Here is a 25,129-nt window from a genome sequence, read left to right as displayed (position 1 = left end):
ATCTTGCACGATTTTAATCATCTTGTATCCAATGCATCAATTGCTTCTAATATGGTGACCTGATCTTGCTCTAGATGATTTGCAATTTTTCTAAAAAATGTTTGTCGATCTTCAGGATAATCTAATTTGTGATCTACTGGGATTCCTGTATTTTCATAACATTTTCCTTTAGGCCCCAAATACATCTCATTTGATGTGGTAAAATACCAACCATTAGGCAAACGCTTTTCTAAAGCGTCTGAATTTGCTCCTTGTGTATGTGCCCCTATGCGTTTAACATGTTTTAAAGATAGTGTAGCAATAGTAGCCATCTCTGCGGCACTACCCGTTTGTTGAGAAGTTAATAAATACACTGGTTTTAAATAGGGTCGACTTGAAGCTTCCAGAGTAATTGTAATAGGTTTTGTATATCTATTACCTACTCTTGTTTTCTTGGTAGCAATTATTCTTGTTTGGTTGTTGAATCTTTTTATCACTTCTAAAGCAACAGCATCTTGCCCTCCCCCATTAAATCTTATATCCAAAATTATGGCATCTGTATCCTTCAAATCATCCATTACTCGATCCATGATTTTAGAAGCTCCTGCTTTTTCTTTTTTAATATACTCTCCTTCATTGAGCTTTGTAAAAGCATCTACATAAGCATCAACATATCCTTTTGCCTCAATATCTTCTTTAGACAAGTTCAAATCAGCAAATAACCACATCGTTTTTAATTGAATGTATCCGATATTTGCTTTTGTAATTCCCCAATTGACCAAACCTGTGTCTTTAGTCATATCCTCATTCAGATATTGATCTGAAACCATTTGAGCTATCTGAAAATCTCCGTATTCCGGCATATCTTCCTGTTCTTCAACATTTGTATTTAATTTCTCTACTGCTTCATAGACTTCGTCTGTTTGTTCGATATACCCATGATTATCATGTATGGTTTCTATAAGTTTTTCTATGATTTGATATAATTCTACATCAGTGGTTTGTGGTGTAACCTTTTGCCTTGTTACTGTATATAAACTATCCCACTTAATATTATTATACTCAAAATAGGCATAATGTTCTCCTATTGTTTTTGCATAAACCTCAAAATTGAATTCAGGATCATTGATATCTTTTTCTGAAAGTTTTTGATTGCAAACTTTTGGCAGTTGATTTGTTTTTACATAAGAATATACGCTTGTTCCTTTAGAAATAAGTAACGTATCGTTTTTAATATGCATTCTATTCTCTAATAAAGAAATATCTCCTTTTTGAGCTGGCAAGCATGAAATCTTCGTATAATCATAAAATGTGTAGGATATCGAATCTAAAACCAGAAATTTTCCATATCCTATTGATTTCCAACTACCATATAAAGGGTTTGTTTTTTCATGCTTTTCAGTTTTACATGCTGTAAAAAATAGTAACACTAATATCGATAAGAATAGCAACTTACTTTGTAATAGTTTAATACTCATATGTATAATTTTATATCTATTGAAAAACAATTGTTTAATTTTAAGCTCTTTTACCTTATTCTAAAAGTAATCATTGAGAACTTATAGTGTTTTTTAACCACTCAAAATATAGATTATTTGTCTGTTGATCAGGATATTGATGTCCGTACTCTTTTACAATTCTATGTGTTACATCAATTCCTGCTTTTTCCATTTTGGCGATCATGTTTTCTATCAAATGAACCGGCAAAGAACCATCTTTCTTACCATGGTATACAAATACCGGTTTATCTTGAAATACCTCTAGATATTTTGAATCTAAGAAGTTTGGATGATTTCCTTTCAACCAATAATTAGCTAGATTTGGATGTCCCGCAAACACGGCTACTCCCTTATACAGATTCGGATACTCATAAAATGTCCTTAAAGCACCATATCCTCCCATAGAAAATCCACCAACAATAATATTTTGTTTATCTATTGAAAAATATGTTGAAACATCTTCTATAGCATCAATAATATCTCTTTGAGAAATATCTGATGTATATGCTCTGTATTTATCTCTGGCAAAAGGAGCTATTTCTATAAACTCTCCATTACTTCGTGGACTATTTAATAATCCAACATCATCTGCTCCACTACCATGCAAAAAAACTAACAGTGGATACTTTTTATTAGAATCATACTCTTTTGGTAATTTGATCGTATAAGGTTGATAAGAATTATCACTTTTAGATTGAAATGCTCTTCGATAAGGCTTTTCTATATTTAGAAAAGGATTTTTTCCATTCAAAAAATCTAAATATTCTTTTTTAATTGTAGTATAAAGCTTATAATATTGTTGACCGCTTTCGTAATACTTTAAATCTCGAATTTGATTTTCTAACTGTTGAAATTTAAATAACAAAGTGTTAGCGATTCCCTGATTTAATTTGGTAGTGTTTTGTTTGATTTTTTTATTAATGTTCTTAAAATCAATTTTTGGAAAAATTGTAATTGAACTTTTTAATAATGTATCATTTTTTGACATTATAACCATTTGATATATGCCTTCATCTAGAGATGAAGTTGTCACCTGAAACTTGTCTTTCAGAAATTGATCAGTCAATTTAAGATTCTTTTTGAGCTTGAAAACTTGTTGATTTTGAGGATCAAATATTTTAAGCCCTATTTCCTTTGAATATTTATCATCCGCCTTTGTAACTTGTTCTATCCAAAGCGTATCTTGCTTGATAATATTTCTATTTTTACATCTAAAAAGTACTAGTTCATTTGTAATAGTTGTCGGCAAATCAAAAGATAGCAATTTATAATTACGCTTAGGAATTTCTTCATCCCATATAGCTTCATCTTCGACTACAGCATATCCATTTGTGATGGTATCTTGTATTGCTTTTGCAAAATAAAGATTGTACCCAATTTTTTCCATGAACCATGGATGGTAAGGATCTATATCTTTCCACGAAATCAAAGCTTCAAATCCTGATTTTCCATTAGAAGCTTTCTCTTCAAAAAGTGTATTCTTACTAAATTTTTTATTTGATCCCTGAGCACGATTATATTCCCAAATTCGTTTTCTTGCCCAATATTCTTTGTCTTTTGAAGCAGAAAAGACCATATCATAATACTCATCTGTTAACGAATCTAATTGAGGCTTGGCCAGCAATAATTTGAATCCATCCCCGTTAACAAATCCTCTCTTTCTGTAGTTTATACTATCACTCTTAGCTTCAATATAAACGTACAAATGAGTCGAAGTATACCCCATTCTATATGTAACAGGTACTGTATCTGTAACCGGATTATCAAACTGCCAAATGTGATTAAATTCAAATTCTTTTAAATCAGTAAGCTCTTTATCAAGAACCCCGTCGATGATCGGTTTTTTTTCAAGAAATGAAATCCCTGAGGGCTCTTCTTTTTGACATCCAATCATTGATATTATAACAAAGAAATAGAGTATATGTCTTAATTTCATTTTTTACATTTTAATAAGGATGATATAAAATGTTATATGTTACAGTAATTTCTCATTAAAACACTATTATTATAATTTCAAATAGTTGTGCAGGGGCACTACTTTAAAATTTATGTTATTTTGTAAAAGCTCTTGTAATACTCCAACATGAGTCTGACCCGTAATCATCAATATTTTTATTCCACCTTTATCTAATTGAGCATTAAGTATATTAGAATAGATTTTGAGGTTTCGTTTATAAAACAAAGAAATAAATTCAGCTCCTACATAATTTGTATCCATCGAAGTAGCATCTATATTTTTATAATTTGCAAAACTTCCTTCTTTTACATAAGCCGGTGTATTAAAAAATAGACGATGCGATTTTCTAATATTCTCAGGTGTATTCATTAACTCCAACGTTTTTAGTAAAGAAGTCTTTCCTTTTATAAAATCACCCACTATTCCTCTCCCTAATTGTTGAAAGCTTTTTAAGTCGTTACGATATATTTCTATATTTTTTCCAGAATTCAATAACTCTTGCGAAGTACTTTCATAATGATTTACACAAAGCGGAGATCTTAATTTTAATTCTTTGGCTAACCTAAATGCCAATTGGTATACCTCTCCTGCCCCACCACTAATATCTTTTAATTGTACCTTATCATTTTGGTATAATAAGAATAAACTATCAACTGCTTTTTGAAATCGTGGTTCTCTTTCTATATAAATTCGATCAGGTTTATACGCTTTGAGTTTATCTAATACATTTCCTAGATCTGATTGCAGGACCTCTCCAAAAAAATTTGTATTTGGTTGATCTAGGTTATGTACTTGATTAAAGTGAAATGTTCCTAACAAGGCTATTTCTACTTTGGATTGCTCCTGAGCATAACTTATTAGATGAAAAACGAAACAATAAAATAAAAATGTAATTACTTTCATAGACTATCAAACCCCAAATAACTATAATTATATAGGTATGTAGATACTCCATTTAAGTAAATCTATACTCTGTTTCAGTTATTTTAAATATTTTGAAGGAAGAAATCCGTGAATTCTCTTAAACGCGCTTGAAAAATGACTCATATTCTGGTATCCCATTTTATATCCAACTTCTGTAATTGTATATTTTCGACTACCAAGTAATTCTAAAGCTTTGTTCATACGACGTTGTGTAATCTCTTTTAGAACACTTTTTCCATAAACCGCTTTACAAAGCTTTTGTAGTTTACTTTCGCTGTACCCTATTTTATCGGCAAGTCGTTGAACGCTTAGATCATTATCTAAATGATCATCTACAAACTGCATTAATTCAAATAAATTAGAAACATCTGTATAATTAGAGGTTGTATAGTTTAAATTCTCTTCTCTATTTTTTATTCGGTTAAAAAATAACGATAACAATTCAATAGTTTTGCCATGTAAATAGCTTTGCCTGAAATCTGCATTTACATCTGAACCAAAAATCGTAATTAATAGTGCAGTAATTTTGCTAGTAAGGTGTTCATACATAAAAAACGACTCTGAGGCAATTACTTTATGTAAAATCTCTTCAATATCAGATGAAAAGAAGCTTTTCAACCATTTTTTATCCATGACAATGTGTAATTGTTCATTGTAGAATCCGGCGGGAAAGACTGCAAATGATTCAATTTCTGAAGAGGCAAAATAAGCTCCATGCTGCAATCCATTAATGTTTTCTGATTCTATATTGTTATTTGTAATATTCAAACTAGCATTACCTACAATATGAAAATCTAATATGATAAGTTCTTGATTATTTGTACCTATACGTGTTACTTTAATAGGAGCTTCAGGTTTAAATTTACTTATCTGTATAGATAGGCCTTCATTAAACTGGTAAAACTCAACGTTCCCATCTACCAATGCATTTTTGATATCATAACTGGAATTTTTGATTTTGATCCCAAAGGTATTTGCTATTGTTTGAGCTATAAACGGGGTATGTCCTATACGATAAGCGACTTCTTTCATCTAATACATCTATATTTTCTCACTTACTACTATTCATAATAATGTGAAAAAGTAATTTATTTTTATAATATTTACGAGACCATATGTTTACATAAACGTTACAAAAAAATTGTTTTAGAGCACCAAAAAACTGTTTTGAGATACCAAAAAAGTATTTTATTCCAAAATACAGCAAAGAAGCTATTAGACCACTAATACATATTCGAATCCAAAAAGAAACTTATACAAATGCATTCCTAATATTTTTGATATACCAGAAATGAACATTTTAATAGTTACTTATTATCAAGAAGTATTATCTATTTTTTTGAAGTGCTTCAGAAATATTAATTGGTAAAAAGTCGCGACGTTGTGAGTTATTTTCGCCATTAGATGCAGCATACATATCACTAAAATATTGTACGGCACCAACAGAGTAGTTTATTTTTTCGATCCACTGATTAAAATAATCTTCTTTCTCGTCTGTATCAACATAATCAAACACTTTTGATTTTAGTTTTTCTAAAGCAGCATCTGTAAAAACAGGACGTGTAGGAAACATTTTCAAATCATTATCCTTAATATTAAGCGTAGAGCCTATCCATTCTAATTCAGTTGTATACTGATTAATTAGTTTATCTTCTAAAGAATGATACATTTCTTCTTCAAAAATAATTCTAAGAGTACTTCTGTTTTCGATCATATCATAAAGCCTGAAGGTAACACTTCCCCCACTTGGTAAGTGAAATTGACCATCATTATTGCTTTCCTCAATTACAACTGTAAAAGGAATTCCATTTATACTATTAACAGAAAATTCTTTATCACTAATGGATTGAATAGAAATTTGTTCATTTTGTGCATTTGCAGATATAAAAGAGTATAAAAAAACTACTATCAATAATAAATTTTTCATGTGTTCAATATTAATTTGGGGTTTAATAATATATAATTTTGAAAGGTCAAATTTATAACTTCATTAGCTGTTTTCAAAGTTCTATATACGTATTTGAATAATAATATCAGTCTCAAAATAAGTTTTAACAGTTAAAAAAGCATTAGGTTTTCATCTTACAATTTACTCATTAAGTATTTTCAGAAAGTAAGAAACTACTTTCAGCAACTGAAAACAGTTAATCAGAAAGTGATTCCTAAAATTACAAAAAAGAATTTTAAAATTTGCATGGAAAAATTGTAAAACGCTGATTGTCTACTCTCTCTCATCAGAAATTATACATTCAAAAAAAATAGAATTATAAAATTAAATTTCAAAATGAGAATTCTTACAAAAAACTTACAAAGCATAGTTTTATGCCTCTTTAGTACATTTATTGTTGCTTGTAGTAGTGATGATGATACGCCACCATCTACAGATAACACACCACCACCACCTCAAGTTGAAGAAAGCAGTGCAAAAGAAATTAAAACATTTTCACTTTTATCAGAAGATAATGAAATACTATCTTCTGATCTCAAAGCTTCTGTAGATACAGAAAGCAAAACTATTAGAATTTCTATTGTAGCACCAAGCTCATCTACCTCACTCAAACCATCTATCACAATATCTGAAAAAGCTACTATTAGCCCAGAAAATAAAGAAACTGTTGATTTTAAAGAACCCATAACATATACTGTTACTGCAGAAGACGGAAGTACCCAAGAATATATTGTAACCGTAAAACTGTTTGAAGAACTTACAGAAAGAGAAGCTTTGATTCTATTATACAATGCTAATCCTGCAAATAGTTTGAGATGGGATATTAATGAAGAAGATATTTCTGTATGGGAAGATGTAGTTGTTAAAGACGGTAAAGTAACTGAACTTAATATCGATAGATCTAATCTCACAGTTATTCCGCCGGAAGTTCTTGTAAATTTAAATTACCTTGAAATATTAGACCTAAATTCTAATGAAATAATAGACCTACCAAATGAACTTGGAAATCTAGTTAACTTAAAAAAACTTCAACTTGATAATAATCCAATAGAGAAGCTCCCCATAGAAATCGGCAATCTAAGTAAATTAGAGAAAATAAGAATAGTAGGAAATAAAATTACCAGTATTCCAAAAGAAATTGGTAATCTATCTAATCTCAAAGAACTTACTATAATGTTTCTTTTAGAACTAAGCGATCTACCAAAAGAAATTGGTAACCTTTCTACTTTAGAATCATTAGCGGTAAATTCAACAAAAATTACAAACCTCCCTCCTGAAATTGGAAAACTTTCTAACTTAAAAAGATTCATTGTAAGAAATAATAATTCGTTGGCTAGTTTACCTACAGAGATAGGTGATCTTTCAAATGTTGAAGAATTTTTGTTTGATGGAAATGGATTAACGTCTATTCCCTCAGAAATAGGCAATCTCATTAATATCAACAAGTTATGGTTGAACAATAATAAATTAACTAGTGTTCCAAAAGAATTAGGTAACTTGATTAAAATTGGAACATTAAATCTAAACAATAATGAATTAACCAATATTCCGGCCGAATTAGCAAACAATCCTAATTTGAAATTTTTAATTCTAAAATTCAATAAATTTACTTCTATTACTCAAGAAATATTAAACATCACACAATTAGAAAACTTAAACCTAGAAGGCAATCAATTGACTGAGGTGCCAGAAGAAATCGAAAATCTAACACTTCTCAACACACTTGTTGTTAGAAGAAATCAGATAACAAGTATTCCAAAATCAATAGGAAACAATACCGAGCTTGTTATTTTAGATTTGACCGGTAACCGCTTGACTAGTTTACCTATAGAAATTAGTAATCTTAGCAACCTTAGAATATTACAAATAAGAAGTAATCAAATTGCATCAATTTCTGAGTCGATTTGTGATTTAAATTTAAGTGTCTTTGAGAAAGATTTTCAAACAACTTGTGAATTATAACTAATTGGAATACGGCTTGTAATCACATCATAAATAATTTTATTTCAAGTTGTGTAAATGCGGGGATCTATATTAAAATAGGTTTCCGCATTATTGTTATTACTATAAATTTATAATACGAATAACGATCAATCGAATAGAAACGTTTAGGAAATCCCTTCCATAGTAATTAGGGTAGTTGCCCAAACAATTAATGAAGAAAAGAAAATTCCAATTGTATTGGCTAAAAAAGCATTACTCTTTTTTATTTTAAACAAATAAGTCGCAATACTACCTGCATACACACCTGTACCCGGTATTGGAAGCATCACAAAGAAAAGAAGTCCCCAAAAACCATATTTTTGAATTTTACTTCCTGAACCTAGTTTTGCTCTTCTTGCTACATATATAGCAGCTTTTTTATAATAGTGCCAACGCAATAAGTAGCTGTTTACTTTTTCTAGAAAAAACATCATCAAAGGAAAAACCAAAACATTTGCCAAAAAGCAAACTACAAATACCAAATAAATATTTACCCCATTAATCATCCCATAAGGAATCCCAACTTTAGCTTCTCCAAAAGGAGAAATACTCCACAAAATGGCTATTACAATATCTTGAATCACTAGCGTATTTTATTTAAGCCTACAAATTTAATGTTCTTTATGCTTCTAATCTGAATTTTCATCTTAAAAAATCATAAAATTAATAACATCTAATCTTTTATAACAAAAATCAAATCATGATAAACCTTCTAGATGTAGGTGTTTTCCATCTTTGTATGCTAATATGGTTTTTCCTTACAATTTCTATTTTATTTTTTTCAAAAAAATAATCAATTCAAAAAACAATCACAAAAATCTAAAAAAGAGCTTTACTTAAACAAAAAACGCTGATTAATAATTATTTAAACTTTTAACAGAAAAACAAATAATATTTTTAAATTTAACCTTATTGTTATTGGTAAATGTTTTTTTACATTTATTATTCTGATAAATATGTCTATAAATTGATTGATGATTACTCTATACTAGTATAAAGGTATCAATGATATTCTAAAGTATTAAAAATACTACATCTTCTGCCTTATATAAAGGTATAAGATCACAAATGACTTTTAAATAACTCAAAAAAATCATTTCATAATTATGCAAGAAGAACCTCAATATGATGCAATTGTTGTTGGAACAGGGATTAGCGGTGGCTGGGTAGCCAAAGAACTCTGCGAGAAAGGATTAAAAATACTTGTTTTAGAACGCGGTAGAATGGTACGTCACATAGAAGATTATACAACCATGAATAATGATCCATGGGATGATGAGTACAAAGGACAACCTACAAGAGAACAAATAGCAGAGCAAGAAAAACAACATCGTACCGGATATGTAACATCACGCGAACATAGACACTTTTTTGTCAATGATTTAAAACATCCTTATAATGAGACAAAACGTTTTGACTGGATTCGAGGCTATCAAGTAGGAGGACGATCATTAGTTTGGGGTAGGCAAAGTTATCGATTTAGTGATATCGATTTTGAAGCTAATAAAAAAGAAGGAATTGCTGTAGATTGGCCTGTTAGGTATAAAGACATAGCTCCTTGGTATGATAAAGTTGAAGAATTTATCGGAGTAAGTGGAGAAAAATTAGGTTTAGAGCAATTGCCAGATGGGCAATTTTTACCACCAATGCAATTGAATTGTGTAGAAGAACACCTAAAATCAAATATTTCTCAAAATTATGAAGATAGGATAATGACGATAGGAAGAGCTGCACATATAACGGGAACAAAAACCTTCGATGGCAGAACAAACTGTCAGTTTAGAGACCGATGCATGAGAGGTTGCCCTTTTGGAGGATATTTTAGTAGTAATTCTTCTACATTACCTGCCGCAGAAAAAACAGGTAATATGACACTTAGACCAAATTCTATTGTACATGAAGTGATATATGATGATAAGACCAAAAAAGCAACAGGAGTAAAAGTCATAGATTCAGAAACAAAAGAAAAAATGCAATTTTCTGCAAAAATAATCTTCTTATGTGCCTCTGCAATAGCAACTACCAGTATCCTTCTTCAATCAAAATCAGAAAGATTTCCAAATGGACTAGGAAATGATTCAGGAGAATTAGGGCATAATATTATGGATCATCATTTCAAAGCAGGAGCAACAGCTAGCTTTGAAGGTTTTGAAGACAAATACTATAAAGGAAGAAGACCAAACGGAATATATATACCAAGATTCAGAAATATAGGAGGTAATACCGATCAAAAAACATTCAAACGAGGATATGGTTACCAAGGAGGCGCCAGTAGACAAGATTGGAGAGAAACCGTTGCAGAATTAGGATATGGAGCTCAACTTAAAGAAAGTATACTAAAACCGGGTAAATGGAGAATGGGATTAATGGGATTCGGAGAGTGTCTTCCTTATCACGAGAATAAAATGACCCTTGACTACAATAAACTCGACGAATGGGGATTACCAACGGTAACTTTTGATGCAGAATTCAAAGAAAATGAATTACAAATGCGAAAAGATATGATCTCTCAAGCTATGGAAATGCTTAAAAAAGCTGGATTCAAAGATATTGAACCTTGGGATGACATCGGGGGAATCGGTTTAGGGATTCATGAAATGGGAACAGCTAGAATGGGTAACGATCCAAAAACTTCTGTACTTAATAAACATAACCAAATACATTCCGTACCTAATGTCTATGTTACAGATGGCTCTTTTATGACGTCTGCCAGTTGTGTCAATCCATCGCTTACATATATGGCTTTTTCTGCTAGAGCAGCAGAACACGCAGCAAATCAATTGAAAAATAACGCTTAATTCTAAAATTATGAACAGAAGAGAGGCTTTAAAAAATATAGGAATAACAGCAGGTTATATTGCAGTTACTCCAACAGTCATAGGTATCTTACAAAGTTGTACTAGTGAGATCAAACTTACCTGGCAACCCAAACTACTATCTATCGACGAAGCAAAAGCGCTTGATCAAATAGTAGATCTGATCATTCCTGAAACCGATATTCCCGGAGCCAAGAAACTAAATGTTCCTATGTTTATAGACAATTATACATATACAGTATCAAAAAAAGAACATGCCAATATATTTAAAAAAGGAGCAGAAATCGTGATGAAAACTTTAGGGGTAACCGAAGAGCATCCCGTAGATAAAATAAAGACAGAAGAATATGATGCGCTTCTAGCTAAATATCTCAAAACATCAAAAGAAGAGCAAAAAGAGTATCGAAAAGCCATGCAAGAGGTAAAAACAGTAGATGATTTAGAATCGGTTCCAGAAGATGCTATTATTTTTAATTATCTCGATGCTGTAAGAGGAATGTCTATTTGGGGATTCAAAACCAGTGAAGAAATTGCAGAAAATGTACTAGCATATTTACCTGTTCCCGGAGAACAAATAGGATGCGAATCTGTAGACAAATTAACAAAAGGCAAAGCTTGGTCTTTATAACAATATAACCACAATCATGAAACAAATCATTTTAAAAGGGCTTATTCTAGCATTAATTTTAGGTTCTTGTAAACAAAACACAAAAGAAACTGATACCACGCAATCACAAGAAGAAAACAAAGTTGAGGAAGAACCTGTAAAAACAGAATCAGAACCATTTTTTAAATTATCTCTTGCACAATGGTCATTACATAAAGCCATACAATCAGGAGAATTACACCCGGTCGATTTTGCTCAAAAAGCTAGTGAATTAGGATTTTCTGGATTAGAATATGTAAGTCAACTCTACACAGATGATCTTAAAAAACAAAATGATCCTGAAAAAGCATTACAGCAACTCTTAGACACACTATTGGCAAAGAGTAAACAATATAATGTAGAAAATCTAATTATTATGGTAGATGGCGAAGGAGATTTGGCTGTATTAGACGAAAAAGAAAGAAATCAAACCATAGAAAATCACAAAAAATGGGTAGATGCCGCTCAATTTTTAGGTTGCCATTCTATTAGAGTCAATCTTTTTGGTACAAACGATCCTGAAAAATGGGTAGATGTCGCTACAGATGGGTTAAGTAAACTCTCTGAGTATGCGGCAACCAAAAATATCAATGTGATTGTAGAAAATCATGGTTATCTCTCTTCTAATGGAAAATTACTTGCAGAAGTGATGCAAAAAGTAGGCAAATCAAATTGTGGAACGCTTCCTGATTTTGGTAATTTTTGTTTAGAACGAGAAGGGGGCAAAAGATGGGGAGCAAATTGTACAAAAGAGTACCCAAAATATCAAGGGATAGAAGAAATGATGCCTTTTGCAAAAGCTGTGAGTGCTAAATCTTATGATTTTGATGAAAGCGGAAATGAAACTACAATAGATTACCAAAAAATGCTTCAAATCATCAAAAAGGCAGATTACAAAGGATACATAGGTGTAGAATATGAAGGTGAAAGACTCAATGAAGTTGAAGGAATAATTGCCACTCGTGATTTACTTATCAATACTGTAAAACAACTTTAATCTAACTACCTTTTCATGAACAAAACAATTCAATTTCAACTCTCACTGATGATGTTTTTAGAATTCTTCATCTGGGGAGGTTGGTTTGTAACAATGGGGATATATTTGCCAAACACTCTTAATACCAGTGGAGGCGAAACCGCAATGGCATACTCTACCCAATCTTGGGGCGCAATAATTGCCCCTTTTATTATTGGTTTAATTGCTGATCGTTTCTTTAATGCCGAGAGGATTTTAGGGATATTACATATTATAGGTGCTGTTTTAATGTATCAAATGGCAAATGCCGAAGATTTTTCAAGTTTTTATCCTTATGTATTGGGATATATGATTATCTATATGCCTACATTAGCGTTGGTAAATTCTGTATCATTTAATCAAATGAAAGACCCTGCCAAAGAGTTTTCTTTTGTAAGAGTATTTGGTACTATAGGCTGGATCGTTGCAGGACTTGTAATTAGCTACATCTTTCACTGGGATTCTGAAGAAGGTATCGCTAACGGAATGCTCAAGAATACATTTTTGATGACGGCAATAGCTTCTGCTATCTTAGGAGTTTTTAGTTTCACACTACCAAAAACACCTCCAAAAGTGGATAAAGATCAGAAAATTAATATAGGTGATATCATTGGTATTGATGCTATCAAACTTCTCAAAAACAAAAACTTCTTATTCTTTTTCCTTTCTTCAATCCTTATTTGTATTCCTCTAGCTTTTTATTATCAACACGCAGGACAATTTTTGGGTGAAGTGGGTATGCCTGATCCAGCAGCAAAAATGACAATAGGTCAAATTTCTGAAGTGCTCTTCATGCTCCTCCTACCCTTTTTCTTTAAAAAATTTGGATTCAAAAAAACATTATTAGTAGGTATGCTCGCATGGACCGTTAGATATGTATTGTTTGCCTATGGTAATGCCGGTGAATTGACTTTCACTCTATTGATTGGAATTGCGTTACATGGTATCTGTTATGACTTCTTCTTTGTATCCGGACAAATCTATACCGATAGCAAAGCCGGAGAAAAATTTAAAAGTGCAGCACAAGGCTTGATCACCTTGGCAACATATGGACTCGGAATGCTCATTGGGTTTTATGTTGCCGGAAAAATAACAGACGCTAATGTAATTAGCGAAGGGCAACATAACTGGAAAAATATTTGGATATTTCCAGCCATATTTGCTTCTGCTGTATTATTACTTTTTGGTATATTCTTTAAAAATGAAAAAATAGAGTATAAAAAATAAATCTTCAACTTAACTTTAATAACGATAAACACACTTATGGGTTTACTAAAAATGGGAATGATCGGTGGTGGAGCAGGTTCTTTTATAGGAGATGTACACAGAAAAGCTGCCAGTATAGATGGTATGATAACATTGGTTTGCGGAGCTTTTTCAAGTACTGAAGAAAAAAGCCTTGCTTCTGCAGAAGCATTAGGAATTCCTAAAAACAGAGCTTATGGTAGTTTTGAAGAAATGATCAAAAAAGAAGCACTACTACCTGAAGAGGAGAGAATGGATTTTGTAGCTATTGTAACTCCAAATCATATGCATTTTCCTCCCGCAAAAATGGCTCTAGAGCATGGTTTTCATGTAATCTGTGATAAACCCATGACATTGACACTAGACGAAGCTCAAGAACTTGAAAACATTGTAGAATCTTCTCAAAAAGTTTTTGCACTTACTCATAATTATACCGGATATCCTATGGTAAAACAGGCAAAAGCCATGATTAGCAAAGGAGATTTAGGTATCATACGAAAAGTTAATGTACAATATTTACAAGGTTGGTTATCTACTGCGGTAGAAAAAACAGGCCAAAAACAAGCTTCTTGGCGTGTAGATCCAAAAAAATCCGGAATTGGTGGCGCTTTGGGAGATATCGGTACTCATGCCGAAAATCTGGTAGAATATATAACTGGTACACAAATAGAAGAATTAGCTGCTGATCTTTCTGCTTTTGGCGAAGGTCGTACTCTTGATGATGATGGGAACATCTTGCTTCGGTTCAAAAATGGAGCTAAAGGAACAATGACGTTCTCTCAAATTGCCACTGGAGAAGAAAATAATTTAGGAGTAAAAATTTATGGTACAAAAGGAAGTCTCGAGTGGTATCAGGAAAATCCCAACGAACTTATTGCACGATGGTTAGAACAGCCAAAACAAATATTTACTCCGGGAGGCAATGGCGGTTATCCAGAAGCTTCTGATTATGTTCGCATTCCTGCAGGGCATCCAGAAGGATATTTAGAAGGTTTTGCAACAATTTACAGAAGTTTTGCAAAAGAACTTATCAACATCAAAAATGGACAATCAATGGCTAAAAAATTTGATTTTCCTACCGTAAAAGATGGAACTCGGGGAATGAAATTTATTTATGCCGCAGTAAAAAGTAGTTCTGACAATGCAAAATGGGTAAAAATCTAGTTTTTTGGTATATTTAAATATAAAAAACACAAAACAATATTTATAGCTTACATGAAAACAATCAAAGGGCCAGCCGTATTCTTAGCACAATTTATGGATGACAAAGCACCATTCAACTCACTTGATGGATTATGTAAATGGGCATCAGACTTAGGATATAAAGGTATACAAATCCCTACCTGGGAACAACGTCTAATAGATCTTGATAAAGCCGCCGAAAGCCAAACCTATTGTGATGAATTAAAAGGAAAAATAGCAGATTACGGACTCGAAATCACAGAGTTATCTACGCATTTGCAAGGACAATTAGTAGCAGTGCATCCTGCATATGATATTATGTTTGATAATTTTGCTCCTGATCAATATAAAAATAGTCCAAAAGAAAGAACACAATGGGCTATAAAGCAAGTTAAAAATGCAGCTACTGCGAGTAGAAGATTAGGCATAAACGTGCATGCAACGTTTTCGGGTTCTTTACTATGGCATACCATGCACCCCTGGCCTCAAAGGCCTCCTGGTCTTGTAGAAATGGGATTCGAAGAATTAGCAAAACGCTGGCTGCCTATTCTCAATCATTTTGATCAAGAGGGTGTAGATGTATGTTATGAAATTCATCCAGGTGAAGACTTGCATGATGGTGTTACTTTTGAACGATTTCTCGAAGCTACAGGAAAACACAAAAGAGTAAACATTTTATACGACCCAAGTCATTTTGTACTTCAACAACTAGATTATATCGAGTATATTGATCATTACCACGAATTTATAAAGGCCTTTCATGTAAAAGACTCTGAATTTAATCCAACAGGTAAAAAAGGGACTTTTGGTGGGTATAGCGATTGGATTGATCGAGCAGGTCGTTATCGATCACCGGGAGACGGGCAAATCGATTTTAAAACCATTTTTACTAAACTTACTGAGTATGGATGCGATGTTTGGGCGGTGATGGAATGGGAATGCTGTATCAAATCCCCGGAACAAGGTGCAAGAGAAGGAGCTCCTTTTATCAAAAAGCATATTATTGAAGCTACGCAAAAAGCATTTGATGACTTTGCTGGTGCTGATATTGACAAACAACAACTAAAAGAAATTTTAGGAATATAAAAAAGATAGTAAATGAAACGCTTAAGCTACGGTATTTTGATGATGACAATCTTCTTTTTTTCTTGTAATGAAAAAAAAGAGGTGACAACTGAAGAAAAAACAGAAAGACCCGAAGAAATAATTGAAGAAAAAAAAGAACCGGAGAAAGAAATCACCGATCCTAAAGAGACAGAGGTTTGGGAACCTGAACCAAAAGCTATTTCTTTTAACAACAATAATGTTCCTTCTGATGCAATCGTACTATTTGATGGTTCTAATTTAGAGTCATGGATTTCTACAAAAGACTCTACTAGTGCCAAATGGAGTATCAATAAAGATAAAACTATGACAGTGTTACCAAAATCAGGAGATATACAAACCAAACAAAATTTTGGAAGTGTACAATTACACCTAGAATGGAGCGCTCCAGATGAGATACAAAGTGAAGGACAAGGAAGAGGTAATAGTGGTGTGTTTTTTCAAAACAGATATGAAGTACAAATCCTGGATAGTTATCAAAATAAAACATATTCTAATGGTCAGGCTACAGCTGTATATAAGCAACATATTCCTTTGGTTAATGCAACTAAGGCTCCTGATCAATGGCAAACATATGATATTATATTTCATGCTCCCCAATTTGATGCTTCTGGAAGTAAAACAAAATCTGGCACTTTTACTGTGATCCACAATGGAGTACTTGTACAAGATCATGTTGAAATTTTAGGAACTACAGAATATATTGGACACCCAAAAAATGACGCTCATGGTAAAGGCCCTATCAAATTACAAGACCATGGTAATCTTGTTCAATATCGTAATATCTGGATTAGAGAATTATAAAAAGAATACGTAGAAGTATAGATTCTTGTAGTACGCTCACATAGCATTTACAGAAAATTGATTTTTGATCTCGAGGCTAGCCCCGAAGCATTTAAATCTCGATTATTGAGTAAAAAAGTTATATGGGAATGGTAAAGTAAAAGGTACTTCCCTTTCCTTCTTCAGAAGTTAACCACAACGTACCCTGATGCGCTTCTACTATTTTTTTACAATGCGCCAACCCAATTCCTGTACCTTCATACATCTCTCTGGTATGCAATCGCTGAAAAATAGCAAATATACGCTCTTGATGCTCTTTTGGGATGCCAATACCATTGTCTTTAATCGCAAATTGCCAAACAGGACGTTGACTTTTGGAATCTATTGTTTTTGTACAACTTATATCAATTTTGGGTTGTACAGTACTCGATCGAAACTTTATAGCATTACTAATCAAGTTTTGAAATAGTAGTCTTAGTTCAATCTCTGAACCTTGCACTACAGGTAATTCCTCTACATGAATCTTTGCCTCGCTTGCCTGAATACTATTGGCAAGATCTTTTTTCAATTCTTTTAATAAAGTATCACAGTCTACTGCTTCATGCTCTTTATGAGTTCCTAATCGAGAGTATTGTAAAAGCGCATCGATAAGTTTTTTCATGCGCACACTAGCATCTTTTATATAAAAAAGACTTTCTTTTCCTAACTCATCAAAACCATCACCATACTCCTCTGCGATAAGAGTTATAAAACTTGATATTGTATTAAGAGGTTCTTGTAAATCATGACTAGCGATATAAGCAAACTGCTCTAACTCCTCATTCTTTTTTTCTATCTCTAAAGATTGTTTTTCTATAGCAATATTTTTTGCCTCTAATTCTTTGGTAAACTTCTTTTTTTCAACATATCCCTTATAAATAAAAAAGCTTACCACGAGAATTAATCCAATAACACCGACAAGTAAAACATTGATTTTTTTCTGCGCGTTTATCTGTGATATTTGTTCATCTAAAACAAGTTGTTGTTCTTTTATCTTTATATTCTGTTCTTCCAAATAAGCATTCTTTTGCTCTATAGCTAATTTTGCTTGTTCTATTTTTTCTTTTTGTAGGTTGATAAAAGTAATCTGCTCTTGGATATTCTGCTCCAGAGCTTTTTCTATCTCAATCTTTTCATCATATTGCTTTTGTTGAATACTTCCTTTTTTATAAAGGTTTTCTATTTTTTGATTTTGTTTGTCAATTTGTGTCAGTCTTTTTTCTATCAGTTCCTCTTGTTTATCAATTTGCTTCTCCTGGCTTTTGATTTTAGTATTTTGAGTAGCTAATTGTTCTTCTTGATTTTCTTTCTCTTTTCTTACGTCTTTTAATGTTTTTTCAGAGGTTTGATAAAGTCTTTTCCATTTTTCTGAAGAGCTAATAGCGTATTGTTTTAGCGAAGGAACTGTTTTAAACCCCTCTCTGGCTATTCTATCTACATTGATTTCATATTCAAAAGAATTTTCAACGTTAACCATATTGATCATAGAAGAATTGAAATCATAATCTTCGCTTACCAACAGGATTCCTTTTCCAGAAATTTTGCTCAAAATATAATTGATATCATAATTATACTTACGGTTGACGTAAAGAAGTTGTATATCATTAACATCCTTTACAAGTTGAAATCTGGTAACTTCTACCGGTTTACCCTGTATCTTTCGTTTTTGAGCCATGGCCTGAAGATCTATAACCGTTCTATCTGGCCCTAGAACTCCTATTTTGAATGTTTGTTGATAATCATTAGTCTGCCAATCTACCTGTTGTGCAAAATTGAAGATAAAGATTGCTCTTTGAACTCTTTTTACCTCTTCATTTGTAGTACCTTGGGCATTTATTTGACAGGGACTGAAAAAGATAATGCAATAAAAAAATAAAAAGAGAGTACATATGCGATTATATAATATGTATGGATCTTTTTTCATTATAACCTTAACAGTAATCGAATATAATAATTAGCTCCATTTACACCAAACTGTTGCACTCTTCTACTATAAATAAAGTTACCATCTTCTGTATTTGCAGAATGTTTATGTCTGTCAGGATATACATTAAAAACATTATTTCCTCCTATGGTACATTTTACATTATCATTTACTTGATAAGAAATCATCATATTTGTTGTTAATTTAGGAGAAAAGGTCTGATCTCTAGATGCTACCAAGCCTGTAAATTCATTTACTATCCAATTGTTTGGATCTCCATCCTCTGGATGTACAAATTGCACTTCACCAAATAATGTATTGACCAATTGAAAACCAAATTGATCTATATCATAAGACAACAATGTATTAAATTTATAATTGGGTTGTCCGTTTTCAACTCTTGCTACTTCTTCTCTATTAAACAGTACTTCTTCTTGTCCTTCTAAAGCTTCAGAAACTTTTATTTCACCTTTTACTTTTGTATCGGTAATATTTGCTCCTAAGGAAGCTCCAAATTGTCCTGTTCCTAATTGAGATCTAAAATTTACTGCTATATCTGCACCAGAAGTTCTAGAATCGACAGCATTGGTAAAAAACTGAGCTGCTCCTACATTAAAAGGTTGTAATATTGTTTCATAGCCTTCTGCAAATCGTCCTGATAATACAATTCTATCATCGATATCTATCAAATAATAGTCAAGATTAAATGTAATCTTATCATTAATTTTTCCACTTACACCTGCACTAAAATGGCTGGATAATTCTGGTTTCAGTTTACGAATTTGAAAAGCCTCTGTAGTAACTGCACTTTCATTATTAAATGTACCCACTTGCACACTTTCTCCATTTATAAACTGTGTACTTATGTTTTGAAAAAACACCTGATGCAAAGATGGCGCTCTAAACCCTGTAGAATAATCTGCTCGTATGCTTATCCCATCATTAATTATATATCGTCCTGATAATTTCCAGATCGCTTGCCCTCCAAAATCATTGTAAGATTCATATCGAGCAGCTCCTCGTAATAATAATTTGTCTGTAAGATTTGCTTCTATATCAACATATCCAGAGCTATTTGTTCTAAATCGGCTAAGTTCATTTTCTGGTCGAAATCCCGGGAATACCTGTGCTCCAACTATTCTAGGTTGCTCTTCTCCCAACTCATCTACAAAAGTACTCTCACCATCAATATAAGAGGCTTCTTCTCCTGCAATAATTTCATAATTTTCGACCCTTAATTCTGCTCCAAAAGCTATATTTACACCACTTAGCCAATCAAAATTTCTAGAAATATCAAGATTTGTTGTGCTTTGATTGTATAAAAAACCACCTGCATAAAAAGTTCTAGGTGACATCATTCCCAGAGATGCATTATTTGAATTATTTACTGTATAATCTAACCTATTGATTCCTATAGTATGGCTAAAATCGACATCCCAACTATTTTTAATCCCTTTTACTCCTAAAGTTATAGCATCATCTTGTATATCGGTAAGAATCTCTGGCGAAAACCCATTTGGGAACAATTCTAAAACAACCCTATCTTGATCTTTAGGAAATCTATAAAATCCTTTTGAGGTACCTTCTCTATAATTTCTTCCACCATGCATATAAAAAGTCGCATAATCTGACATTTGGATTTCGCCATTGAATGACAGTGCAAGGTTCTGGGTTTCTGCACTACCAATTTCCATTACTCTCCTACCCGAATATCCTGTTTGATTATAAAAATTATTTTGTTCGATCGCAAGTATATCTGCTGCTTCATTTTCAGAATAAACCCTACCTGTATAATCCCCTGCTCTATTAATCGCCTCCCTATCTCTATATTCTGCTGTTACATTAATAAAACCTCGTTTTCCTACTTTAAGCCCAAAATTGGCAGATGAGTATACTTGTAAACCATCTCCTTCTGTATTGATCCCAACCCTATTGTCTACTTGAATAATCTCTATTTGTTTTTTGAGAATAATATTAATGACTCCTGCAATTGCATCAGATCCATACTGTGACGTTGCTCCCTCTCTCAAAACTTCTATACGTTCTATAGCAGCAATTGGAATAGCATTAAAATCTGTACCCACAGATCCCCTACCTATAGTTCCATTTACATTCAATAAAGAACTACTATGTCTTCGTTTACCATTCACCAAAACTAATACTTGATCTGGTCCAAGGCCTCTTAAAGTAGCAGGATCAATATGATCTGTTCCATCTGCTATAGTTTGATTGGTAGAATGAAATGATGGAATTAAATAATGGAGAATATGACTCAATTCTACTTGAGATGAATTTGATAATTGCTGTGGTGAGATAATATCTACAGCCGCAGTATTTTCTAATAATGATTTAGGTTTAGCTCTAGATCCGAGAGAAACTGGTTGATCTATAGAAAATCCGGTTTTAAGAATAAAGTCTACTGTAACCGTATCACCTACTTTTACTGTAACTGATTTTGAAACATTGGTATACATTACAAAGCCAGCAGTCACTACGTAATCTCCTTCATCAACATCAAAAGTATAATTACCATTTACATCAGTAGTTATATTTTTATCTGTCCCTTCTATAGCTATTCTGGCTCCGGGTAAGTTACCAAACTGATCAGAAACATTTCCTTTAATAATTGCTCTGGATTGAGAAAATCCAATGGATAAAAAGCTTAATGATACTATAATAATTAAGTATATTCGATATCGCCTCAGGTTTAAAGAGTGCATATTTGTAATTGAATCTATAATATGTTTGATGATGTTTAAAATAATCCCCTTTTTACTTCTTCAAAAAATCAGATTGCAAATTTAGTATCTTCTGATGAGATGCCAGAATCTGAATTGCCAAAATTTGAGGCAATTATTTGATACAGACATTCTTTTGTAAGCATTTTTTCTTCAAAACCTTTTACAAATAAAATAGATTCGGCTTTCTCTTTGTCCTCTTTACTCAAAGTTGCTCCCAACATTAAAATAATAACTGACTGTTTATATTGAAGTTCTAATTTCTGATATTCTTCTAGAAACTCCCAACCTGTCATTACAGGCATATTGATATCTAGAAATATAAGTTCTGGGGATCCATTTGTTGTGATATATGCTAATGCTTCTTTGCCATTTTTGACAATAGTTACTTTTTCTGCATACCCTGATTTTTCTATAATTGTTTTATTAAAGAAATTAGTCGCATTACTATCATCTACAAGAAGAATATTATTTATCTTTTTCATTGTCAAAAATGATTTTTGATTACATCATTTAAGAGGGGTATCGATAAAGGTTTATTTATAAAATCATCTACTGAGTGATTTTGCATAGAGGCTTTTACATCATCCGGATTAGAGGAGGTAGATAATAACACAACACGTATCCCATTTGTTAATTCTCTATTAAGTTTTTCGAATTCAACAAGAAACTCCCAGCCATTCATAGCTGGCATATTAATATCTAGAAAAATAAGATCTGGTTTCGTTTTTGTTTTTCCTTGTACTGCATCCAGATATTCGAGAGCTTCTTTACCACTTTGCACAGTAGTCACTTCGCAAAAACCTCCGTGTTTATCAACCACTCTTTTATTAAAAAAATTGGTCGCTTTATCGTCGTCGATTAGCAAAACACAATTAATCAATGTATTCATATTTCTTCTCCAATTACACTCAAAAGAAATAAACTTATTTGACATTTCCTACGGTAATTATAAAATTTATGAATAAATAACGCTTAAAAACAAAATTTAACGATTAAAACCATTTCCTTTTCCTTTTGTATCAAGCATATAGATCCATTTTTATGAGAATAAACACAAAACAACGGTACTTATTCTCAGGATTTTGAAAGTTAGGTCATAAAGGCAAAAAATTAAATGTATTTTTGATTGTATTTTCTTAAAATATAAAATGGATTCATTAACTCAGATAGTACTAGGTGCAGCAGTGGGAGAAGCTGTTCTAGGAAAAAAAGTAGGGAACAAAGCTATGTTATGGGGTGCTATCGCAGGTACTACACCAGATTTGGATACACTTTCTAACCTTTTTGTTGATCCTATTACTGCAAACGAATGGCATAGAGGATTCTCACATTCACTACTATTTTGTGTTCTCTTTTCTCCCCTTTTTGGATGGTTGATTGCCAAACTATATAAAAATAAAGAAGCAGACTGGAAAGATTGGACAAAACTCATGTTTTTTGGTCTATTTACCCACCCGATTCTAGATGCTTTTACCACATGGGGAACACAATTGTTTTGGCCTTTTTCTTACAAAATATCTTTCAAAAATATTTTTGTCATAGATCCACTATACACTGTTCCATTTTTGATTTGTGTAATAATAGCATTGTTTTATAAAAGAACTAATCCTAAAAGACAAAAAATCAATAAAACAGGATTATATATAAGTAGTGGATATATGGTTATTACATTACTATTAAAATGGTATACTTATAAAGTTTTCGAAGAAAATGTAAATCAACAACATATTCAATATAATGAAATACAAACCAAGCCTACCCCATTAAATAGTATCTTGTGGACAGCAAATATAGAAACCGAAGATGCATTTTTGATTGGGTATTATTCTATATTTCAGAAAAAAGATATGATTTCTTTTGCCCGATTTCCTAAGAACCGACATCTTCTAGATACTTTTAATAATGACCCGCTAATCGCGCGATTGGTAAATCTATCTCAAGGTTGGTATACGGTAGAAAAAATTAATAATAAAATTTATTTTAACGACTTAAGATTTGGGCAACTTGGTGTCGATCAAAATTCTAGTCAATTTGTGTTCAGTTATGAACTTTTCTATGATGAAAATGGAAACTTAATGGCAAAAGAACGAGAAAAAAACATGAAAGAAGCCGGACCTCTGCTCAAAAAACTATTTGCCAGAATATTTGATCAGTCATAATTTTTATGTCATAAAATGAAAAACACATTTTTATATATAATATTCGTATTCGGGTGTTTCATTCTAGGTTATCTGATTCATGATTCATTTTTTAAGATCTCTCTTTCTCAATTAAATTTAGGGAGGATACAGATCATTGTGCCATCTATTAGTGATATGTTTTATTCCAAAGTATTTTTTTCTATTACTCTTGGGCTTTTACCACTATTATATTTATCAATAGATAAATATATAAAGTTAAAAACGGTTCAAAAATTACTCGCTTTTTCAATTATAGTATTTTCTGGTATTCTCTTCTGGCAATTCAAAGTATTTCAATTGAATCAAACTTTTGAAACAATAATATCACTAGAAACTCAAAATGAAAATCTAAATACTTTCTCTTTCAAAAACCTGAATATTACATTATACATATTTTTAGGTTTTATATTGGGTACATTAATGACTTTTATTGTTTTTAGATCATATAAAAAGAGAGATGATAATTCTTCTTCAATATAAAGACAACATGTAATCTAATATTTTAACATCAGCCAAACTGATCTAATTCATAAACAAATTGATGTTTTTATATCAAATTAATAATATTTTGTTGCTATTCATACTTATAATTTTAATATCTATATTTATCTTGCAAATTAAATACTATAATTTATGGGCAACATATACAAAGTTAAAGTAAATGATACGTTTACATTTGACTTTACCAAAGAAGAGATCCTGAAGACGGACAGTACCAAAAACTTAGATAGTTCTTATCACCTACTTCAAGATCACCAATCGTATCATACCGAGATTCTAGATTCAGATTTTATATCAAAAAACTATACCATCAAAGTAAATAACAATACGTATCATGTTTCTATTGATAATGCATTAGATATGCAGATCAAAGAGATGGGGTTCTCAATTGGTTCGTCTAAGCAAGTAGATGCTATCAAAGCACCAATGCCAGGATTATTATTAGATATTCAAATAGATGAAGGACAAGAAGTAAAAGAAAATGACCCTCTTTTGATCTTGGAGGCTATGAAAATGGAAAATGTAATCCTGTCGCCAAGAGATGGTATTATCAAATCTATTTCTGCAAGCAAAGGAGAGGCAGTAGACAAAGGACAATTACTTGTTGAATTTGAATCTTAATTATCATCTTTATCATAACTCTTGATAAAGCAATCAACTTTT

At 32.0% G+C, this 25,129-nt stretch carries 20 protein-coding genes; 10 read left to right on the top strand and 10 right to left on the bottom strand.

The features are described from left to right. Positions 1 to 17: 17 nt before the first annotated feature. The 5 genes from FHK87_RS22935 to FHK87_RS22915 form a co-directional block, all read right to left on the bottom strand. On the bottom strand, positions 18 to 1,457 hold the full coding sequence (locus FHK87_RS22935; protein ID WP_140597214.1) for a S41 family peptidase: 1,440 nt from the start codon (positions 1,455 to 1,457) through the stop codon (positions 18 to 20). Positions 1,458 to 1,527: 70 nt separating this feature from the next. Then, positions 1,528 to 3,414 carry a carboxylesterase family protein gene (locus FHK87_RS22930; RefSeq protein ID WP_140597213.1) on the bottom strand — a complete coding sequence of 629 codons (1,887 nt, stop codon included), beginning with the start codon at positions 3,412 to 3,414 and terminating at the stop codon, positions 1,528 to 1,530. A 69-nt stretch (positions 3,415 to 3,483) separates the two neighbouring features. Next, positions 3,484 to 4,338 (bottom strand): DUF5694 domain-containing protein, encoded by an 855-nt coding sequence (locus FHK87_RS22925; RefSeq protein WP_140597212.1) that lies wholly within the window; start codon positions 4,336 to 4,338, stop codon positions 3,484 to 3,486. Positions 4,339 to 4,416: 78 nt separating this feature from the next. After that, positions 4,417 to 5,391, bottom strand: a complete 975-nt coding sequence (locus FHK87_RS22920) for a helix-turn-helix domain-containing protein (RefSeq protein ID WP_140597211.1) — start codon at positions 5,389 to 5,391, stop codon at positions 4,417 to 4,419. Positions 5,392 to 5,686: 295 nt separating this feature from the next. Then, entirely contained in the window at positions 5,687 to 6,286 is a 600-nt protein-coding gene (locus tag FHK87_RS22915; RefSeq protein WP_140597210.1) for a hypothetical protein, read from the bottom strand. A gap of 357 nt (positions 6,287 to 6,643) precedes the next feature. Here FHK87_RS22915 and FHK87_RS22910 point away from each other — a divergent pair, with 357 nt between their 5' ends. Further along, a complete protein-coding gene (locus FHK87_RS22910) occupies positions 6,644 to 8,269 on the top strand; it encodes a leucine-rich repeat domain-containing protein (protein WP_140597209.1) in 1,626 nt (541 codons plus the stop codon). A gap of 146 nt (positions 8,270 to 8,415) precedes the next feature. Here FHK87_RS22910 and FHK87_RS22905 read toward each other — a convergent pair whose 3' ends face one another. Next, positions 8,416 to 8,874 carry a COG2426 family protein gene (locus tag FHK87_RS22905; protein ID WP_140597208.1) on the bottom strand — a complete coding sequence of 153 codons (459 nt, stop codon included), beginning with the start codon at positions 8,872 to 8,874 and terminating at the stop codon, positions 8,416 to 8,418. A 522-nt stretch (positions 8,875 to 9,396) separates the two neighbouring features. On the opposite strand from FHK87_RS22905, the gene FHK87_RS22900 reads away from it, so the two are divergent. Genes FHK87_RS22900 through FHK87_RS22870 form a run of 7 tightly spaced genes read left to right on the top strand, consistent with a single transcriptional unit; the run spans position 9,397 to position 17,102 of the window. Beyond that, positions 9,397 to 11,088, top strand: a complete 1,692-nt coding sequence (locus FHK87_RS22900) for a GMC oxidoreductase (RefSeq protein WP_140597207.1) — start codon at positions 9,397 to 9,399, stop codon at positions 11,086 to 11,088. Positions 11,089 to 11,098: 10 nt separating this feature from the next. Then, positions 11,099 to 11,734, top strand: a complete 636-nt coding sequence (locus FHK87_RS22895) for a gluconate 2-dehydrogenase subunit 3 family protein (protein ID WP_140597206.1) — start codon at positions 11,099 to 11,101, stop codon at positions 11,732 to 11,734. A gap of 16 nt (positions 11,735 to 11,750) precedes the next feature. Continuing rightward, positions 11,751 to 12,749: a sugar phosphate isomerase/epimerase family protein gene (locus FHK87_RS22890; protein WP_140597205.1), complete on the top strand. Its 999-nt coding sequence runs from the start codon at positions 11,751 to 11,753 to the stop codon at positions 12,747 to 12,749. A 15-nt stretch (positions 12,750 to 12,764) separates the two neighbouring features. Then, complete coding sequence (locus FHK87_RS22885) at positions 12,765 to 13,994, top strand: MFS transporter (protein ID WP_140597204.1); 1,230 nt, start codon at positions 12,765 to 12,767, stop codon at positions 13,992 to 13,994. Between the two features lie 36 nt (positions 13,995 to 14,030). Then, complete coding sequence (locus FHK87_RS22880) at positions 14,031 to 15,176, top strand: Gfo/Idh/MocA family protein (RefSeq protein ID WP_140597203.1); 1,146 nt, start codon at positions 14,031 to 14,033, stop codon at positions 15,174 to 15,176. A gap of 51 nt (positions 15,177 to 15,227) precedes the next feature. Further along, positions 15,228 to 16,280: a sugar phosphate isomerase/epimerase family protein gene (locus FHK87_RS22875; RefSeq protein ID WP_140597202.1), complete on the top strand. Its 1,053-nt coding sequence runs from the start codon at positions 15,228 to 15,230 to the stop codon at positions 16,278 to 16,280. A 12-nt stretch (positions 16,281 to 16,292) separates the two neighbouring features. Next, positions 16,293 to 17,102, top strand: a complete 810-nt coding sequence (locus FHK87_RS22870; protein ID WP_140597201.1) for a 3-keto-disaccharide hydrolase — start codon at positions 16,293 to 16,295, stop codon at positions 17,100 to 17,102. 118 nt (positions 17,103 to 17,220) lie between these two features. On the opposite strand, the gene FHK87_RS22865 is transcribed toward FHK87_RS22870, so the two are convergent. The 4 genes from FHK87_RS22865 to FHK87_RS22850 all read right to left on the bottom strand — a co-directional run bounded on the left by FHK87_RS22865 (position 17,221) and on the right by FHK87_RS22850 (position 22,719). After that, the gene (locus FHK87_RS22865) at positions 17,221 to 19,044 is read right to left on the bottom strand and encodes a YfiR/HmsC family protein (RefSeq protein ID WP_140597200.1); all 1,824 of its coding nucleotides are present in this window, start codon (positions 19,042 to 19,044) and stop codon (positions 17,221 to 17,223) included. Beyond that, positions 19,044 to 21,764, bottom strand: coding sequence for a TonB-dependent receptor (locus tag FHK87_RS22860; RefSeq protein WP_140597199.1), 2,721 nt, complete (start codon positions 21,762 to 21,764; stop codon positions 19,044 to 19,046). Before FHK87_RS22860 ends, FHK87_RS22865 begins: the two co-directional genes overlap by 1 nt. A gap of 68 nt (positions 21,765 to 21,832) precedes the next feature. Then, positions 21,833 to 22,267 carry a response regulator gene (locus FHK87_RS22855; RefSeq protein WP_140597198.1) on the bottom strand — a complete coding sequence of 145 codons (435 nt, stop codon included), beginning with the start codon at positions 22,265 to 22,267 and terminating at the stop codon, positions 21,833 to 21,835. Positions 22,268 to 22,269: 2 nt separating this feature from the next. Then, complete coding sequence (locus FHK87_RS22850; RefSeq protein ID WP_226294386.1) at positions 22,270 to 22,719, bottom strand: response regulator; 450 nt, start codon at positions 22,717 to 22,719, stop codon at positions 22,270 to 22,272. 214 nt (positions 22,720 to 22,933) lie between these two features. Between FHK87_RS22850 and FHK87_RS22845 the strand changes: the two genes are divergently transcribed. Both FHK87_RS22845 and FHK87_RS22840 read left to right on the top strand, forming a co-directional pair. Next, entirely contained in the window at positions 22,934 to 23,944 is a 1,011-nt protein-coding gene (locus FHK87_RS22845; protein WP_140597196.1) for a metal-dependent hydrolase, read from the top strand. A 654-nt stretch (positions 23,945 to 24,598) separates the two neighbouring features. Beyond that, on the top strand, positions 24,599 to 25,087 hold the full coding sequence (locus FHK87_RS22840) for an acetyl-CoA carboxylase biotin carboxyl carrier protein subunit (RefSeq protein WP_140597194.1): 489 nt from the start codon (positions 24,599 to 24,601) through the stop codon (positions 25,085 to 25,087). The last annotated feature ends 42 nt before the right edge of the window (positions 25,088 to 25,129 follow it).

It is taken from the genome of Aquimarina algicola (genome assembly GCF_006443095.1).
GTDB classification, from domain to species: Bacteria; Bacteroidota; Bacteroidia; order Flavobacteriales; family Flavobacteriaceae; genus Aquimarina; species Aquimarina algicola.
This window is presented reverse-complemented; position numbering and strand designations above follow the sequence as displayed.

What these genes read in the sequence shown, in the direction of transcription:
- FHK87_RS22900 (WP_140597207.1), top strand. Translation starts at nt 9,397, where the DNA reads ATGCAAGAAGAACCTCAATATGATGCAATTGTTGTTGGAACAGGGATT.
- FHK87_RS22865 (WP_140597200.1), bottom strand. Translation starts at nt 19,044, where the DNA reads ATGAAAAAAGATCCATACATATTATATAATCGCATATGTACTCTCTTT.
- FHK87_RS22915 (WP_140597210.1), bottom strand. Translation starts at nt 6,286, where the DNA reads ATGAAAAATTTATTATTGATAGTAGTTTTTTTATACTCTTTTATATCT.
- FHK87_RS22850 (WP_226294386.1), bottom strand. Translation starts at nt 22,719, where the DNA reads ATGTCAAATAAGTTTATTTCTTTTGAGTGTAATTGGAGAAGAAATATG.
- FHK87_RS22870 (WP_140597201.1), top strand. Translation starts at nt 16,293, where the DNA reads ATGAAACGCTTAAGCTACGGTATTTTGATGATGACAATCTTCTTTTTT.
- FHK87_RS22845 (WP_140597196.1), top strand. Translation starts at nt 22,934, where the DNA reads ATGGATTCATTAACTCAGATAGTACTAGGTGCAGCAGTGGGAGAAGCT.
- FHK87_RS22840 (WP_140597194.1), top strand. Translation starts at nt 24,599, where the DNA reads ATGGGCAACATATACAAAGTTAAAGTAAATGATACGTTTACATTTGAC.
- FHK87_RS22860 (WP_140597199.1), bottom strand. Translation starts at nt 21,764, where the DNA reads ATGCACTCTTTAAACCTGAGGCGATATCGAATATACTTAATTATTATA.
- FHK87_RS22875 (WP_140597202.1), top strand. Translation starts at nt 15,228, where the DNA reads ATGAAAACAATCAAAGGGCCAGCCGTATTCTTAGCACAATTTATGGAT.
- FHK87_RS22890 (WP_140597205.1), top strand. Translation starts at nt 11,751, where the DNA reads ATGAAACAAATCATTTTAAAAGGGCTTATTCTAGCATTAATTTTAGGT.
- FHK87_RS22885 (WP_140597204.1), top strand. Translation starts at nt 12,765, where the DNA reads ATGAACAAAACAATTCAATTTCAACTCTCACTGATGATGTTTTTAGAA.
- FHK87_RS22895 (WP_140597206.1), top strand. Translation starts at nt 11,099, where the DNA reads ATGAACAGAAGAGAGGCTTTAAAAAATATAGGAATAACAGCAGGTTAT.
- FHK87_RS22920 (WP_140597211.1), bottom strand. Translation starts at nt 5,391, where the DNA reads ATGAAAGAAGTCGCTTATCGTATAGGACATACCCCGTTTATAGCTCAA.
- FHK87_RS22910 (WP_140597209.1), top strand. Translation starts at nt 6,644, where the DNA reads ATGAGAATTCTTACAAAAAACTTACAAAGCATAGTTTTATGCCTCTTT.
- FHK87_RS22925 (WP_140597212.1), bottom strand. Translation starts at nt 4,338, where the DNA reads ATGAAAGTAATTACATTTTTATTTTATTGTTTCGTTTTTCATCTAATA.
- FHK87_RS22855 (WP_140597198.1), bottom strand. Translation starts at nt 22,267, where the DNA reads ATGAAAAAGATAAATAATATTCTTCTTGTAGATGATAGTAATGCGACT.
- FHK87_RS22930 (WP_140597213.1), bottom strand. Translation starts at nt 3,414, where the DNA reads ATGAAATTAAGACATATACTCTATTTCTTTGTTATAATATCAATGATT.
- FHK87_RS22935 (WP_140597214.1), bottom strand. Translation starts at nt 1,457, where the DNA reads ATGAGTATTAAACTATTACAAAGTAAGTTGCTATTCTTATCGATATTA.
- FHK87_RS22880 (WP_140597203.1), top strand. Translation starts at nt 14,031, where the DNA reads ATGGGTTTACTAAAAATGGGAATGATCGGTGGTGGAGCAGGTTCTTTT.